The sequence below is a fragment of the Mycobacterium sp. 2-64 genome (assembly GCF_035918375.1).
GTDB lineage: Bacteria > Actinomycetota > Actinomycetes > Mycobacteriales > Mycobacteriaceae > Mycobacterium > Mycobacterium intracellulare.
The window spans coordinates 1,535,204-1,550,971 of record NZ_CP142361.1 but is presented as its reverse complement, the minus strand read 5'-3'; the positions used below and the strand labels follow the sequence as shown (position 1 = coordinate 1,550,971).

General features: G+C 70.4%; 15 protein-coding genes. 2 read left to right on the top strand and 13 right to left on the bottom strand.

The features are described from left to right. Positions 1–20: 20 nt before the first annotated feature. The 3 genes from smc to QGN31_RS07500 form a co-directional block, all read right to left on the bottom strand. Positions 21–3,611, bottom strand: a complete 3,591-nt coding sequence (gene smc, locus QGN31_RS07510; protein ID WP_008258935.1) for a chromosome segregation protein SMC — start codon at positions 3,609–3,611, stop codon at positions 21–23. 135 nt (positions 3,612–3,746) lie between these two features. Beyond that, complete coding sequence (locus QGN31_RS07505; RefSeq protein WP_008258938.1) at positions 3,747–4,040, bottom strand: acylphosphatase; 294 nt, start codon at positions 4,038–4,040, stop codon at positions 3,747–3,749. Beyond that, positions 4,027–4,440 (bottom strand): OsmC family protein, encoded by a 414-nt coding sequence (locus QGN31_RS07500; protein WP_008258940.1) that lies wholly within the window; start codon positions 4,438–4,440, stop codon positions 4,027–4,029. Before QGN31_RS07500 ends, QGN31_RS07505 begins: the two co-directional genes overlap by 14 nt. A gap of 52 nt (positions 4,441–4,492) precedes the next feature. Between QGN31_RS07500 and QGN31_RS07495 the strand changes: the two genes are divergently transcribed. After that, entirely contained in the window at positions 4,493–5,266 is a 774-nt protein-coding gene (locus QGN31_RS07495) for a PIG-L deacetylase family protein (protein WP_008258941.1), read from the top strand. A 111-nt stretch (positions 5,267–5,377) separates the two neighbouring features. Here the strand turns inward: QGN31_RS07495 and mutM are convergent, their stop codons facing one another. The 4 genes from mutM to sepIVA form a co-directional block, all read right to left on the bottom strand. Beyond that, positions 5,378–6,226, bottom strand: a complete 849-nt coding sequence (mutM, locus tag QGN31_RS07490; protein ID WP_014942647.1) for a DNA-formamidopyrimidine glycosylase — start codon at positions 6,224–6,226, stop codon at positions 5,378–5,380. 4 nt (positions 6,227–6,230) lie between these two features. Then, positions 6,231–6,938 carry a ribonuclease III gene (gene rnc / locus QGN31_RS07485; RefSeq protein ID WP_014942648.1) on the bottom strand — a complete coding sequence of 236 codons (708 nt, stop codon included), beginning with the start codon at positions 6,936–6,938 and terminating at the stop codon, positions 6,231–6,233. Then, positions 6,935–7,534 carry a YceD family protein gene (locus QGN31_RS07480; protein WP_179293497.1) on the bottom strand — a complete coding sequence of 200 codons (600 nt, stop codon included), beginning with the start codon at positions 7,532–7,534 and terminating at the stop codon, positions 6,935–6,937. Before QGN31_RS07480 ends, rnc begins: the two co-directional genes overlap by 4 nt. Before the next feature lie 69 nt (positions 7,535–7,603). Next, entirely contained in the window at positions 7,604–8,341 is a 738-nt protein-coding gene (sepIVA, locus tag QGN31_RS07475) for a cell division protein SepIVA (protein WP_009956333.1), read from the bottom strand. Positions 8,342–8,774: 433 nt separating this feature from the next. Here sepIVA and QGN31_RS07470 point away from each other — a divergent pair, with 433 nt between their 5' ends. Next, the gene (locus QGN31_RS07470; RefSeq protein WP_041785127.1) at positions 8,775–9,941 is read left to right on the top strand and encodes a permease; all 1,167 of its coding nucleotides are present in this window, start codon (positions 8,775–8,777) and stop codon (positions 9,939–9,941) included. A gap of 6 nt (positions 9,942–9,947) precedes the next feature. On the opposite strand, the gene QGN31_RS07465 is transcribed toward QGN31_RS07470, so the two are convergent. The 6 genes from QGN31_RS07465 to QGN31_RS07440 form a co-directional block, all read right to left on the bottom strand. Next, the gene (locus QGN31_RS07465; protein ID WP_014942649.1) at positions 9,948–11,657 is read right to left on the bottom strand and encodes a thiamine pyrophosphate-requiring protein; all 1,710 of its coding nucleotides are present in this window, start codon (positions 11,655–11,657) and stop codon (positions 9,948–9,950) included. Between the two features lie 226 nt (positions 11,658–11,883). Further along, entirely contained in the window at positions 11,884–12,366 is a 483-nt protein-coding gene (gene coaD, locus QGN31_RS07460) for a pantetheine-phosphate adenylyltransferase (RefSeq protein ID WP_009953984.1), read from the bottom strand. A gap of 175 nt (positions 12,367–12,541) precedes the next feature. Continuing rightward, positions 12,542–13,096: a 16S rRNA (guanine(966)-N(2))-methyltransferase RsmD gene (gene rsmD / locus QGN31_RS07455; protein WP_008258961.1), complete on the bottom strand. Its 555-nt coding sequence runs from the start codon at positions 13,094–13,096 to the stop codon at positions 12,542–12,544. 10 nt (positions 13,097–13,106) lie between these two features. Continuing rightward, positions 13,107–13,739: a vitamin K epoxide reductase family protein gene (locus QGN31_RS07450; RefSeq protein ID WP_014942650.1), complete on the bottom strand. Its 633-nt coding sequence runs from the start codon at positions 13,737–13,739 to the stop codon at positions 13,107–13,109. Next, the gene (locus QGN31_RS07445; protein ID WP_014382991.1) at positions 13,736–14,503 is read right to left on the bottom strand and encodes a DsbA family protein; all 768 of its coding nucleotides are present in this window, start codon (positions 14,501–14,503) and stop codon (positions 13,736–13,738) included. Before QGN31_RS07445 ends, QGN31_RS07450 begins: the two co-directional genes overlap by 4 nt. 95 nt (positions 14,504–14,598) lie before the next feature. Next, complete coding sequence (locus QGN31_RS07440; protein ID WP_043955232.1) at positions 14,599–15,717, bottom strand: alpha/beta hydrolase; 1,119 nt, start codon at positions 15,715–15,717, stop codon at positions 14,599–14,601. Between the last annotated feature and the right edge of the window lie 51 nt (positions 15,718–15,768).

The following is a 15,768-nucleotide window of genomic DNA, read 5'->3' as shown; positions in this document are numbered from 1 at the left end:
GGCGTGCCCCGGCCCGCCGATCAGGTCGTGACCAACTGCTCCACCTGCTGACCGCGCATCCGCTGGGAGATCACCGCGGTGATGCCGTCGCCCTGCATGGTCACGCCGTAGAGCGCGTCGGCGACCTCCATGGTCGGCTTCTGGTGGGTGATGATGATGAGCTGCGAGCGCGCCCGCAGCAGCTCGAACAGCGAGATCAGGCGCCGCAGGTTGGTGTCGTCGAGGGCGGCCTCCACCTCGTCCATGATGTAGAACGGCGACGGGCGGGCCCGGAAGATCGCCACCAGCATCGCCACCGCGGTCAGCGCCTTCTCGCCACCGGACAGCAGGGAGAGCCGGGTGACCTTCTTGCCCGGCGGACGGGCCTCCACCTCGATGCCCGTGGTGAGCATGTCGCCCGGATCGGTCAGCCGCAGCCGGCCCTCGCCGCCGGGGAACAGCACGGTGAAGACCTCGGTGAATTCGCGCTCCACGTCGGCATAGGCCTCGCTGAACACCTGCAGGATGCGGGCGTCGACCTCGTCGACCACCCCGAGCAGGTCCTTGCGGGCGGCCTTGACGTCCTCGAGCTGGGTGGACAGGAAGTTGTAGCGCTCCTCGAGCGCGGCGAACTCCTCCAGCGCCAGCGGGTTGACCCTGCCGAGTTCGGCCAGTTCGCGCTCGGCCCGCTTGGCCCGGCGCTCCTGGGTGGCGCGGTCGTAGGGAATGGGGGCCGGCGCGAAGACCTGCTCGCCGCGCTCCTTGGCCTGCTCGTATTCGGCCATTTCCAGGTCGGTCGGCGGCAGCTCGTTCTGCGGGCCGTACTCGGCGATCAAATCCTCGGGCGCCATGCCGAACTGCTCGAGCACCATCTGCTCGAGCTGCTCGATCCGCAGCGCAGCCTGGGCGTTGGCCACCTCGTCGCGGTGCAGCGAGTCGGTCAGGGCGGCCACCCGGGCGCCCAGCGCGTTCACCTCGTCGCGCACCGCCGCCATCGCCGTCGCGCGCTGCTGGCGTTCGGCGGCCAGGGCGTCGCGGATCTTGGACGCCGAGTCGACGACCCCGTTCAACCGCTGCGCCAGCAGCCGGCCGGAGTCGGCCACCGCCGCGGCCACCGCGGCCGCCCGCAGCCGCGCCTCACGTGCTTGCTGGGCCCGCACCCGGGCTTCGCGTTCGGCGGCGGCCGCGCGGCGCAACGAATCCGCCCGCCCGCGCACCGCGTTCGCGCGCTCCTCGGCGGTGCGCACCGCGAGCCGGGCCTCCACTTCGACGCTGCGCGCGTTCTCGGTGGCGGCGGCGATCTGCTGGCGGTCCACCGGTTCCTCCGCCGGCGCCTGCTGGGTCTCCTGGGCGTTGCGCAGCCGGGTTTCCAGTTCGGTGACTTCGGCGACGGTCTGGGTCCGGCCCGCTTCGAGCTCCTCGCGTTGCCGCAGCAGCCTGCTCCACTCGTCCTCGGACGTGCGGGCTTCCTGGCCGAGCCGGCCGAGCTGTTCGTACATTCCCGAGATGGCGCTGTCGGATTCGTTGAGGGCGGCCAGCGCCTGCTCGGCGGAGTCCTGGCGGGCGGCCTGCTCGGTCAGCGCGCCGGACAGCGCCGCGCTCAGCTGGGCCACCTGGGCCTCCGCGGCGGTCAGCTCGTCGCCGGCCTTGTCGATCTCGGAGGTCACCTCGAGCGTGGACAGCTTGCGATCGGAGCCCCCACTCACCCAGCCGGCGCCCACCAGGTCGCCGTCGAGGGTGACCGCGCGCAACCGGGGATGCTCGGCCACCAGGGCCAGCGCCCGGTCCAGGTCGTCGACCACCGCGACGCCCGAGAGCATCGCCGTGATCGCGCCGCGCAGCCGCTCGGGAGCGTCGATCAGGTCGAGCGCCCACAGCGCGCCCGCCGGGGCGGCCTGCGGGGCGGGGTGATCGGCGGGCCAGTCTCCGAGCACCAGCGCGGCCCGGCCGCCGTCGGCCTGTTTGAGCGCGGCGACCGCGGACCGAGCCGCGCCGAAGCTCTCGGCGGCCAGCGCGTCGGCCGCCGATCCCAGCACCGCGGCCAGCGCCGCCTCGTAGCCGGAGCGGACCTTGACCAGCTTGGCCATCGGACCCAAAAGACCTGTGCCGGAATGGTTTTGGGTAAGCCAGGCGGCGCCGTCCTTGCGTTCGAGGCCGACGGCGAGCGCGTCGATGCGGGCGCGCAGCGAGGCCACCTGGCGTTCGGCGTCCCGCTCGGCGGACTGCAGTTCGGCGACCCGCGCGTCGGCCAACCGCAGCGCGGCCACGGTGCGCTCGTGGTGCTCGTCGAGTCCCATCTCGCCCTGGTCGAGTTCCCCGACGCGACCCTGCACGGTTTCGAATTCGGCCTTGGCCTGCTGGGCGCGGGCGGCGGCGGCTTCGATGCGTTCGGACAGCCGCGCGACGCTGTCGTCGATCGACTCGACACGCGCCCGCATCGTCTCCACCTGACCGGCCAGCCGCGCCAGCCCTTCGCGCCGATCCGCCTCGGCGCGCACCGCCGCCATGTGCGCCCGGTCGGCCTCGGCGGCCTCGCGCTCGCGCTCGGCCAACTCGGCGCGCGCGCCGTCGAGCCGGGTGCGCGCCGCGGCCAACTCCGCCAGCAGCCGCTGCTCGGCGATCGCGACCTGCTCGGCCTCGGCTTCCAAAGCGTCGGGGTCGGTGTCGCCCGCCGCCACCGGCTCCACGTCGAGGTGCTGGGCCCGCTCGCTGGCGATGCGCACCGTGGCGGCCACCCGTTCGGCCAGCGCGGACAGCGCGAACCAGGTGTGCTGCACCGATTCGGCGCGCCCGGAGAGCTCGCCGACGGCGGTCTCGTGCGCGGTGAGCTCCTCGGACGCGACGGCCAGCCGCGCGGAGGCCTCGTCGTGCTCGCGCCGCATGGCGGCCTCGGCCTCGAAGATGGCCTCGCGCTCGCCCTTGCGGTTGACCAGGTCGTCGGCGGCCAGCCGCAGCCGCGCGTCACGCAGGTCGGCCTGGATCGTCTGGGCGCGGCGGGCCACCTCGGCCTGGCGGCCCAACGGTTTGAGCTGGCGGCGCAGCTCGGTGGTCAGGTCGGTGAGCCGGGCCAGGTTCGCCGACATCGCGTCGAGCTTGCGGAGGGCCTTCTCCTTGCGCTTGCGGTGCTTGAGCACGCCCGCGGCTTCCTCGATGAACGCGCGACGGTCCTCGGGCCGCGACTGCAGGATCTCGTCGAGCTTGCCCTGCCCGACGATGACGTGCATCTCCCGGCCGATCCCGGAGTCGCTCAGCAGTTCCTGAACGTCCATCAAACGGCAACTGCTGCCGTTGATTTCGTATTCGCTGGCGCCGTCGCGGAACATCCGCCGGGTGATCGAGACCTCGGAGTACTCGATGGGCAGCGCGTTGTCGGAGTTGTCGATGGTGACGGTGACCTCGGCGCGGCCCAGCGGGGCGCGCGACGAGGTCCCGGCGAAGATGACGTCCTCCATCTTCCCGCCGCGCAGCGTCTTGGCGCCCTGCTCGCCCATGACCCAGGCCAGCGCGTCGACGACGTTGGACTTGCCCGAACCGTTGGGCCCGACCACCGCGGTGATGCCCGGCTCGAAACGCAGAGTCGTCGGCGAGGCAAAGGACTTGAAGCCCTTCAGCGTCAGACTCTTGAGGTACACGGCGAGCCAGACTACCGCTCAAACCATCCCGGACAGGCTCACCGAGGGGTGTCGGCCGGGCCGAAATCTGCCGGCGGCGTCGCGGGGCGACGCACTGGTCACAGTGGTCACATCAGCCACGAGAAGCAGGCGCCGTCACCGCTCGACGAACCCCTCGAAACGCTCCTGGGGCTGCGACCAGTCGGCGACGACCTTGTCGACGCGTCCGGGCTGGGCGGGCCAGGACGCGCCGCCCCGCAGCAGCTCCAGCAGCTTCTCGCCGGCCTCCCGCGGCCCCTGGGCGACCACCAGCACCCGGCCGTCGGCCTGGTTCGCGGCGTAGCCGGTGAGGCCCAGCTCCAACGCCCGGCACCGCGTCCACCAGCGGAAACCCACCCCCTGGACGTTCCCGTGCACCCAGGCGGTGAGCCGGGCGTCAGGATCCGACATCGCTCACCTCGAAGTTGACGGTGGTGCCGGACTGCAGGGTGCGCCCGACCGTGCAGACCTGGTCGATGGCCCGGTTGACCACGACGCGCAGGCGCTCCTTCTCGTCCTCGGCCAACCCCGACAGATCCAGCTCCAGCGTCTCCTCGAGCAGCGGATAGCGTTCCTGCTCGCGGTCGGCCGCGCCGGAGACCCTGACGACCGCCTTGTAGTCGTCGCCCAGCCGGCGGGCCAGCGGCATATCGCTGGACATCCCGCTGCAGGCCGCGAGCGCGATCTTGAGCAGCTCGCCGGGAGTGAACACGCCGTCGACGTCCTCGGAGCCGACGAGCACCTGCGCTCCCCGCGAGCTGTATCCCGTGTAGCGGCGAGTTCCGGTGCGTTCCACCCATAGTTCGGCCATGGCTCATTTCTACCGGCCGGCCGCGCCGTGACGCGCGGGCATACTGTTTGGCATGGCCACCGTCGTCGCGTTCCACGCGCACCCCGACGACGAGGTGGTCCTCACCGGCGGCACGCTTGCGCGCGCGTCCGCGGCCGGGCATCGCGTCGTCGTGGTCACGGCGACCGACGGGCGGGTGCACAACGAGGACGGCAACAGGCTGGGCGAATTGCGGTCGAGCGCAAGCATTCTCGGGGCCCAGCGGGTGGAGTGCCTCGGCTACGCCGACAGCGGCTACGGCCCGCTGTTCTACCCCGATCCGCCCGGGCGCACCCGATTCGGGCGGGCGGACCTCGACGAGGCGGCGGGGCGGCTGGCCACCATCCTTCGCGATGAGCGCGCCGATCTGCTGCTCAGCTACCAGCCCAACGGCGGCTACGGCCACCGCGATCATGTGCAGGTGCACCACGTCGGCAAGCGAGCCGCCGAGCTCGCCGCGATTCCCCGGGTGCTCGAGGTGACGATGCCGCGCGAAATGCTGCTTCGCGTCAGCGATCTCGCGCACCTGCTGCGGCTGCCCGGACCGTACGAACGTGACATCGTCCGGGGCGCGTATGCCCCGCGCGCGACCATCACCCACCGGGTCAACGTGTTCCGCTTCGCCCGCCAGAAGCGGGACGCTTTTGCCGCGCACCGTTCCCAGATCGGCAGTTCGGGCCTGGGCGCGCGCCTGTTCGGGCTCCTGATGCGGTTGCCGCCCCAGGTGTTCGGCGCGCTGTTCAGCCACGAGTGGTTTGTGGATCCGGCGCTGCCCACGGGGACGCTGCGCCGTGACATCTTCGAGTGATGCACCTTTTGCGTAGTCGAGTGTGAACGCGGGGCGTCCCGTGTGAAAGCCGGTCACCCACCCTCGGCGTGTCGCAACCGTGTGGTCACCGTCAAAGCCAAGTCTTCACACTCAAACACGCGGGCGCGGTTGGCATTTCGGGCAATAGAACGACGAGCGGTTCATGAACTTCTCCCTGCGCATCACCGCGCCGCAGCGGCGGCAGCCCTGGCCTTCGCGGCCGTAGGCGTCCAGTGAGCGGTCGAAGTATCCGGATTCGCCGTTGACGTTGACGTACAGCGAATCGAACGAGGTCCCGCCCTTGGCCAGCGCGTCACGCATCACGTCGGCGGCCGCGTCGAGCACGGCGGTCAACTGCTTGCGGGTCAGCGCGTCGGCGATCCGCGCCCCGTGCACCTTGGCCCGCCACAGCGCCTCGTCGGCATAGATGTTGCCGATGCCCGACACCACCTGCTGGTCGAGCAGCTGGCGCTTGATTTCGGAGTGCTTGCGCCGCAAGACCTTTACGACGGCGTCGGCGTCGAACCGGGGGTCCAGCGGGTCACGCGCCAGGTGCGCGACGGGTTCGGGCACCACGCTGCCGTCCACCTCGACCAGGTCGGCGAGCATCCACCCGCCGAAGGTGCGCTGATCGGCGAAGCTCAGCACGGTCCCGTCGTCGAGCAGGGCGGAGATCCGGACGTGGTCGGCGCGCGGCACCGCGCCGAGCAGCATCTGCCCGCTCATGCCGAGGTGCACGACGAGCGCCGCGTCGCTGTCGAGCAGCAGCCACAGGTACTTACCGCGCCGGTCGGTGCCGGTGATCCGGTCGGTGAGGAGCCGGGCGGTCAGGTCCGCGGCCCCCGCCTCGTGGCGTCGGACCGCGCGCGGGTGGTGCACCCGGACGGCCGTGATCGTCTTTCCCACCACATGGGCGTGCAGGCCGCGGCGCACCACCTCGACTTCGGGCAGTTCGGGCATCGATTCAGCTGCCGGGAACGGTGTCCAGCGCTTCCAGCGCCTTCCAGGTCGCCGCCGCGGCCTTCTGTTCGGCTTCCTTCTTGGAGCGGCCCACGCCCGAGCCGTATTCGGTGTCGGCCACCACGACCACGGCGGTGAATTCCTTGTCGTGGTCGGGGCCGGTCGAGGTGACGACGTAGGACGGCGCGCCCATGCTGCGGGCCGCGGTCAGCTCCTGCAGGCTGGTCTTCCAGTCCAGCCCGGCCCCCAGCGTCGGCGCGGCGTCCAGCAGCGGGCCGAACAACCGCAGGATCACCTCGCGCGCAACGTCGATCCCGTGCTCGAGGTAGATCGCACCCAGCAGCGATTCCATGCCGTCGGCCAGGATGCTCGACTTGTCCGCCCCGCCCGTGTTCGCCTCCCCGCGCCCCAGCAGCAGGTGCACCCCGAGGCCCCCGTCGCAGAGCTTTCGCCCGACGTCGGCCAGCGCCTGGGTGTTGACGACGCTGGCCCGCAGCTTGGCCAGGTCCCCCTCGCTGCGATCGGGATGGCGGTGGTAGAGCTCGTCGGTGATGGTCAGGCCCAGCACGGCGTCGCCGAGAAACTCCAGCCGCTCGTTGGTCGGCAGCCCGCCGTGTTCGTAGGCGTAGCTGCGGTGCGTCAGCGCCAAGGACAGCAGTTCGTCGGGCAGCTCAACCCCGAGGGCGTCGAGCAGAGCCTGCCGTGAGCTCACCGCTCACCCCGCGATTCGTCCGCCTCGGGGTCGAACATGCCCGCCAGCTTGGCCCAGCGCGGGTCGATGCGGTCGTGCTGATGGCCCGGCTCGGCGGCCAGCGGCACCCCGCATTCGGGGCACAGCCCCGGGCAATCCGGCGTGCACACCGGCGAGAACGGGAGTTCGAGCCCCACCGCGTCGACGATGGACTGCTCGAGGTCGATGGTGTCGTCGACGATGTGGCCGACCTCGTCCTCCTCGGTGGTCGCCTCCGTGGTGCTGTCCGGGTAGGCGAACAGTTCGGTCAACCGCACCTGCACGGTCCCGTCGAGCGGGGTCAGGCACCGCGCGCATTCGCCGGCGGTGGGCGCGGTCACCGTCCCGGTCACCAGGACGCCCTCGGACACCGACTGGACCTGTAGGTCCAGTTCCAGGGGGGCGCCGGCCTCGATCGCGATCATGTCCAGCCCGATGCGGGCCCGGCTAGGCACGGTGTTGCGCACGGTCACCATCGCGCCGGGCCGCCGCCCGAGCCGGGTGATGTCGAACGTCATCGGCCCAGATAGCCGAGGCGCACCGCCGCGCGTCGATGAGGTGGTGTGCTGGCGCGTCATATCGGAAATCCTACGGCGCCGGCCGCACAATTCCAGGGCTCGCCCGCCCGCTGGGCGGGCGGCGAAACGCTAGCGCACGGCGTAGTCGTGCGTCCCGGCCGCCGTCCGCAGTTGGTGGCGGCCGCGGCCCACCGACCGCAGGGTGCCGTTGAGAAATTCCTCGAACTCGGCGAGCTTGTTGTCGACGTAGATGTCGCATTCGCCCCGCAGCCGGTCGGCCTCGGCGTGCGCCGAGTCGATGAGCCGGGTGGCCTCGGCGTTGGCCGCCTCGACCACGCTGTTCTGCGACACCAGGCGCTGCTGTTCCTTGATGCCCTCTTGCACGGCCTTCTCGTAGGAGATGTTGCCGTTTTCGAGCAGCCGGTCGGCCTCGGCCTGGGCGCGCCCGACGCTGGCCTCGTAGTCGCGTTTGGCCGCGGTGGCGATGCGCATCGACTCCTCGCGGGCCTCGCCGACCATGCGCTCGCTGTGCTGGCGGGCTTCGCTCACCATCCGGTCGGCCTGCGCCTTCGCGTCCGACAGCAGCCGGTCGGCCTCCGCGCGGGCGTGGTTGAGCATGGACTCCGACTCGGTGGTCGCCGATTCGACCATGGACTCGGAGTGCGTCTTGGCGTCCTGCAGCATGGAATCGCGCGCGTCCAGCACGTCCTGGGCGTCGTCCAGCTCGCCCGGAATCGCGTCCTTGATGTCATCGATCAGCTCCAGCACGTCGCCGCGGGGCACCACGCAGCCGGCCGTCATCGGGACGCCGCGGGCTTCTTCGACGATGGCGCTCAATTCATCCAGCGCTTCAAACACTCGATACACGGCCGTACCCTCCTGGCGTCTGCAAAACTGTTGTTACCAGTGTGCCTGGTGTTGTCTCTGTGACAGCGGTGGCGACACCGGTGTGTCGGGTATTTGCCCGTTCCCGGTGTCCTAAACGCCCCGGCGAGCCGGTGCCGGCGTGGGCGTGGTCAGTGAGTTTCATGCGAAAGCGCCCGTTCACGCTGTTTTCGCGGCGGCGACGGCCGCGCGCGGTGGTTCGTCCATATTCGTCGCCGGGCCGCGCCGCTGCGGCCTTTGCCCCGGTGTGGGTTTTGCGTCGACGCGCCCGGACCCGGCTATTTGCCAGCGATTCTAGGGTCCGAGGAACCGCCGGACGATCGGGCCCTGTGCCCTTATACCCCCAAGGGGTATAGTCCGATCCGTCGGAACAGACTCACCTCGCGCCGGCGGCTCACCGCAGGAGGTTTCAGTGATGACGGTGCTATCGGCGATCGGGCACGCCCTGACGCTCGCGGGTTCGATGACATGGGAAATCCTGTGGGCGCTGATCGTCGGCTTCACCCTCTCGGCGGTGGTGCAGGCGGTGGTGCGGCGCTCGACGATCGTGGCGCTGATGGGCGATGACCGCCCCCGCACCCTGGCGGTGTCCGCCGGGCTGGGGGCGGCGTCGTCGTCGTGCTCGTACGCCGCGGTGGCCCTGGCGCGATCGCTGTTCCGCAAGGGCGCCGACTTCACCGCCGCGATGGCGTTCGAGATCGGTTCGACCAACCTCGTGGCGGAGTTGGGCATCATCCTGGCGCTGCTGATGGGCTGGCAGTTCACCGCCGCCGAATTCGTCGGCGGCCCGTTGATGATCGTGGTGCTCGCCGCCTTGTTCCGGCTGTTCGTGCGCTCGCGACTCGTCGACGCCGCCCGCGAGCAGGCCGAAAAGGGAATCGCCGGATCGATGGAAGGCCATGCCGCCATGGACATGTCGGTCAAAGGAGAAGGCTCGTTCTGGCGGCGGCTGTTCTCCCCGGCCGGCTTCACCTCGGTCTCGCACGTGTTCGTGATGGAGTGGCTGGCGATCCTGCGCGACCTTATCCTGGGCCTGTTGATCGCGGGGGCCGTCGCGGCGTGGGTTCCCGAGAAGTTCTGGCAGAGCTTCTTTTTGGTGGATCACCCGGTCTGGTCGGCGCTGTGGGGTCCGCTCGTGGGCCCCGTCGTGGCGATCGTGTCCTTCGTGTGCTCGATCGGCAACGTCCCGCTGGCCGCGGTGTTGTGGAACGGGGGGATCAGCTTCGGGGGCGTCATCGCGTTCATCTACGCCGACCTGTTGATCCTCCCGATCCTGAACATCTACCGCAAGTACTACGGCACCAAGATGATGCTGACCCTGCTGGGCACCTTCTACGCCGCGATGGTGGTCGCCGGATACCTGGTCGAATTGATCTTCGGCACAACGCATCTCATCCCGGCGCAACGCAACGCGACCGTGCTGGAGGCCTCTATCTCGTGGAACTACACGACCTTGCTCAACATCGCCTTCGGCGTGCTCGCGATCGTCCTCGTCGCCCGGTTCATCACCTCAGGGGGCCTGCCGATGCTGCGCATGATGGGCGGCTCCCCCGACGCCGACCGCTCCGGCCACGCGCATTGATCCGCGTCACGGTTGCGGCAACTGCACATCGAGCACCGTGCACCGGCCCTCGTCCGCCTCGGCGAGCGCCCACCCGATGGCCTCGCGCATCTCCGCCGGCGTGGTCACGCTGCGTCCGCTTCCCCCGCACGCGCGCGCCAGGGCGGCGTAGTCGGTGTCCGGCGTGAGCCGGGTCTCGGGAAAGTCGTTCTCCCGCATCGATATTCCCGGCCGATAGAGCTCCATCACCGGCAGCTTCGAGGCCAGGTACGAGTGGTTGTTCAAGACCACCGTCACGAACGGCGCGTCATGGCGATGCGCCGACCACAACGCGGCCGTGGGCACACCGAAGTTGAACGAACCGTCACCGCAGATCGCGACGACGGGCGCCTGCGGCCTGGCCAGTTTGACCCCGAAGGCCCCGCCGAGCGCCCAGCCCAACGCCGGTGCGCCCGTGTCGAAGAACTGCCCCGGCGGCCGCTGGACCTGCCGGGCCACGGCGGGCCGGTTGGTCACCGCCTCCTGGACCACCACGGCGTCGTGCGGCAGCGCGGCGCCCAGCGCGGCCAGCATCGCGTCGGGCGCATCGGCCGGCCGGTCGGACGCGGCACGGCGCGCCGCCTCCCGGCGGCGTTGCGCGACATCGGATTCGGCCGCCCGCCGCCGCGCGCTCCACTTCTCGCGCAGCTCGTCGGTGGCCAGCCGCAGCAGGGTCTGCTCGAGCAGCACCAGCGTCACCCGCGTGTCGGCGGTCAGCGCGATCTCGACCGGATAGGACCACAGCGGCATGCCGGCCTTGACGGGGTCCGCGTCGATCTGCACCACGTGGGCATCCGCGGGCGGGGCCAGCTGTGCGGGCACCCAGGGCACTTCGGAGTCCAGCAGCAGCACGGTGTCGGCGGTTTCCAGCGGGCCCGCGTCGCCCACCACGTGCAGGGGGTGCCCGAACGGCAGGTTGGCGCGGTCGCCCTGGTCGATCACCGGCGCACCGAGCAGCTCGGCGATGCGGGCCAACACGACCGCGGCCCCGGGTTCCGCCGCGGTCCGGCACGCGACGATGACGACCCGCTGCCCGGCGACCAGGATCCCGGCCAGCCGGCCCAGGGCCCCGGGGTCCGGGCCGGGCGGTATGGCCGGCGGCAGCCGGCGCGGCAACACACGGCTGCCGGGCTCCATCAGGGCTTCTCGCGGCAGCATGACGTAGGCGGGTCCGGACGGGCTGGACTGGGCGACCTGGAATGCCCGCCGGACGATGGGGGCCAACTCTCGCCCGCGGGGAACCTCCATGTGCCATTTGGCGTAGTTGCGCACGACGGCCGGCTGGTCGAGTTGCTCCTGCTGCCAATGGATGTAGGCGTCGCGGTGGCCGCGGACCTCCGGCGCCGAACTGTAGGGGGTGCGCCCGGCGAACATCACCACCGGCGTCCCGTTGCGCTGGGCGTTGTGCAGCTGGCAGCCCAGGTTCAGCGTCCCGGCATCGACGTGCACCATGACCGCCTGCGGACGGCCGCTGGCCATGTGGTGTCCGATAGCCGCCGCCAACGCGACGCTCTCGTGGACACACAGCACCGCCCGCGGGCTCGGCGTGCCGGCCGCGCGCGCCGCCGCCAGCGCTTCCTGGATCGGGGCGGAGTCGGTTCCGGGGTTGATGAAGAAGTGCGCGACTCCCTCGTCGGCCAGCAGGGCGATCAGGTTGGTCGCGGCCTCGGGAACGCCGAAAAGATTGTCTACCGTCATGGCTGCCGTTCTCCTTTGACGTCGGCGACCGCGCGAACCCCCCTCTTCTTCGGATCAGATCTTCAAGATACGTTCCGCCGTGGCGTAATTGACCCGTTCCGCTCGCTGGGCGTGGCGTTGCGCGCTCGGAGCCATCGGGTACCCGCGCAGCGCCCGGCTACTCCACACCGTTGCCGTCTCGTCAACGACGTTGCCGCCCAACGCCTTCGGCGGCAGACGGTGTCGCTCAGGACCGACCGGCACGCTTTTCGCGCAAGCGACGGTTGACCGCTTCGGGCAGCAGCTCCGACACGTCGCCACCGAGCATGGCGACCTCCTTGGCCAACGACGACGACACGAACGAATACCGGGGCGCGGTCGCGACGAAAAAGGTGTCGACACCGGCGACGTGCTTGTTCATCTGCGCCATCTGCAGCTCGTATTCGAAGTCGGTGCCGGTGCGCAGCCCCTTCACGATGGCGGTCATCCCCCGCGACCGCACGAAATCGACCACCAGGCCCTGCCCGGCCTCCACCCGCAGATTGGGCAGGTGCGTCGTCGATTCGTTGATCATCGCGATCCGCTCGTCGAGGTCGAACATGCCCTTCTTGGCGGGGTTGGTCAGGATCGCCACCACCACCTCGTCGAACTGAGCCGACGCGCGCTCGAAGACGTCGATGTGGCCCAACGTCACCGGGTCAAACGAGCCCGGGCATACCGCGCCGCTCATAGCCCGCGCCGACGACGATGCAGAGCGAAGCGATGCGGAGGAGCGGCGCCCACGTGGTGCGCCGGCGACGATGCAGAGCAAGCAATGAGGAGCGGCGCCATGGCGCGCGCCGAGACGATGCAGAGCGAAGCGATGCGGAGGAGCGGCGCCATGGCAAATGACGGTACACGCCCGCTCATACCCGCTCGGCGAGCTCCAAACGGGTGTCGCCGTAAACGCGTTGCGGCCACACCGACCAGCCGGCCGGCCAGCGCAGCGGCGCGCCGCCGGCCGCGCGCTCGACGACCGCGACGGCGCCCTCGCGCACCCACCCGTGCGCGATCAGCGCCGCCAGCACGGCCTCGACCTCGGCGGCGGCGACGTCGTACGGCGGGTCGGCCAGGACGAGGTCGACGGGAGAGGCGGTCCCGGCCGACAGCACGGCCGCCACCGCGCCCCGGCGCAGCGTCGCGCCCGGCAGCCCCAGGGTGTCGATGTTGCGCGCGATGACCGACGCGGTGCGCGGGTCGGACTCCACGAAGAGCGCGCTGGCGGCGCCGCGGGAGAGCGCCTCCAATCCCAGGGCGCCCGAGCCGGCGTAGAGGTCCAAAACCGCCAGGCCGCGCAGCTCGCGGCGCGCGGTCAGGATGTTGAACAGCGACTCGCGGACCCGGTCGGTAGTGGGCCGCGTGCCCCGCGGCGGGACCGCGATGCGCCGGCCCCCGGCCACGCCGCCGATGATCCGGGTCACGTCCAGATTCCTACAGCAGCGTCGACCAATAGTCCCAGAACCGCGCCATGCACAGCAGAAACACCGCGGTGAACCACAGCGCGGCGATCGACCATCGCCATTGGTACACCACCCACGCCGGGCCGGCTTGGCGGGCCTGCAGCGCAGGGCGATACGCGATCGAGGCGACCACCACCAGCAGCGACATGGTGATGACCCACACCACCATGCAGTACGGGCACAACGCGCCGATGCGATACAGGCTCTGGAAGATCAGCCAGTGCACGAACATCGCACCGGCCAGCACCCCGGCCGTCAGTCCCAGCCAATACCATTGGGGCAGAACAACTTTCGTCAACGCCAGCAGTCCGGTGACGATCACCACGGTGAAGGCCACCAGGCCGAGCAACGGATTGGGGAACCCCAGCAGCGACGCCTGCGGCGTCATCATCACCGAGCCGCACGACAGGATCGGGTTGATGTTGCAGGACGGCACGTACGACGGGTCGAGCAGGATGTCGATCTTCTCGACCGTCAGCGTCATCGACGCCACCAGGCCGATCGCCCCGGCGATCAGCAGCCACCACGCGCTGGGCGCCGGCACCGGGGCCGGGGTGGGATCGGCGCTGGGATCGGCCGATTCGGTCGACACCGCGCCGGTCACATGGCGGCCGGCGCGACCGCGCCGTCGATGCCCGGGATGTTGCCCACGATCTCTTTGATCTTGCTGACCAGCGCGTCGGGCGTCGACGGGTCGTAGTCCTCGCCGTTGATCTTGATCGTCGGCGTGGCCTTGATCTGTGCGGCCGCGGCCTCGCCGGTGACCTTGTCGAGGTATTTGCCGCTGTTGATGCAGTCGGGCACCTTGCCCGCGGCGCCGGCCTCACGGGCGAGTTCGATCAACCGCGCGTTGTCCGGGAAGCTCTTGCCGGTTTCGCTGGGCTGAATGTCGGTGGTGAACAGCGCGGTATGGAAACGGCGGAAGGCGTCGAGGGATTCGTCGGCGACGCAGCGGGCCGCGTTGGCCGCGCGCGACGAATAGTTGTGGTTCCGCGAGCTGTCCAGGATCGACACCATGGAGTAATCGGCCGCGATGGCCCCGACGTCGATGAGCCGCGACACCGTCGGCCCGAAGGTGCGTTCGAAGTTGCCGCAGGCCGGGCACAGGAAGTCCTCGTAGAACGTCACCACGGCCTTGGGGTTGTTGGTGCCGGGCTGGGTGACCAGCTTGCTCGACGTCACCCGCACCGTGTCGCCCGCGCCGGTGGCGGCGGGCTTCTTGTGGTTCGACGTCACGATGTAGAAGACGAGGACGACCGCGAAGATCACGACGAACGCGGTACCGCCGATCTGGACGAGCCGGCCGGACTTACCGCCGGAGGCCGACTTCATGTCGAATCGTGGGGGGCGTTTGGGTTTGTCGGCCACAGGTTCCCTGATCTTTCGGTAGGCGAGTTGTCGGTCTGCCGACAAAGCGATCGGACAAGGCGCCTCTAGATTACCGGCGCGGGCCGCCGGGCGACTCAGACCCGGCTGAGGTGTGCGCGCAGGGCCGAGATCAGCTCGCTGGTCGCGACCATGCTGTCGCCGCCCAGCTGGAACATGTTGGCGAAGCCGTGGGTCAGCGAGCCCAGGTAACGCAGGTCGACCGCCGTCCCGGCGGCCCGCAGCGCCTCGGCGTAGGCCTCGCCCTCGTCGCGCAGCGGGTCGAAGCCCGCAACCGCGATCAGCGCCGGCGCCAGTCCGGCCAGCGATTCGGCCAGGGCCGGCGAGACGCGCGGGTCCGTGCGGTCCAACTCCGAACGGCGCAGGTATTGGGACTCGAACCAGTCGATGTCGCGTTTGGTCAGCAGGAAGCCCCGCGAGAAAAGGCTCAGAGACCGGGTCTTCGCGGTGAAGTCGGTCCGCGGATAGATCAGCCACTGCAACACCGGCGCGGGGCCGCCCTTGTCGCGCGCCAGTTGGCTGACGACGGCGGCGAGGTTGCCCCCGGCGCTGTCGCCGCCGACCGCGATACGGCCGGGGGCGGCGCCCAGCTCGCCGGCGTGCTCGTATGCCCACGTGAACGCGGCGTACGCGTCCTCGATCGCGGCCGGCGCCGGGTGCTCGGGGGCCAGCCGGTAGTCGATCGACAACACGTGGACGCCGGCGTCACGGCAGGTCAGCCGGCACAGCGCGTCGTGGGTGTCCAGGTCACCGATCGACCAGCCGCCGCCGTGGTAGAAGACCAGCAACGGGGCCGCCGCGCCGTCGGCCGGACGATAGTGCCGGGCGCCGATGTCCCCGGCCGGGCCGGGCAGCGACAACTCGGTGACCTCGACGTGGATCTGCGGACCGGGGAAACCCACGGTCGAATCGTGCATCTGCGCCCGGGACGCCGCCGGGTCGTCGCCGACGACCAGCCCGTCGATGCCGACGGCGCGCAGGCCCGACAACATCAGCTGCAAGGTGGGATCGAGGGTGTTGCCGTCGATGATGACCGATCGGCCGCGAACCAGCCCTCGTCGCACCGCGGTCGGGATCCACGGGATGACCTTGACCCCGGCGCTGGTGACGGCGCCCTGGATGCGACTGGCCAGGGGCACCGACGCGCGCTGCGCCGCGGTGTGCACGTCTGGCGCGGCAGACAGAGGCTTGGTCATGGGCAACCCCCTTTTCAAACAACGTGGCACCGCTTGACGACGAAAGTGAAT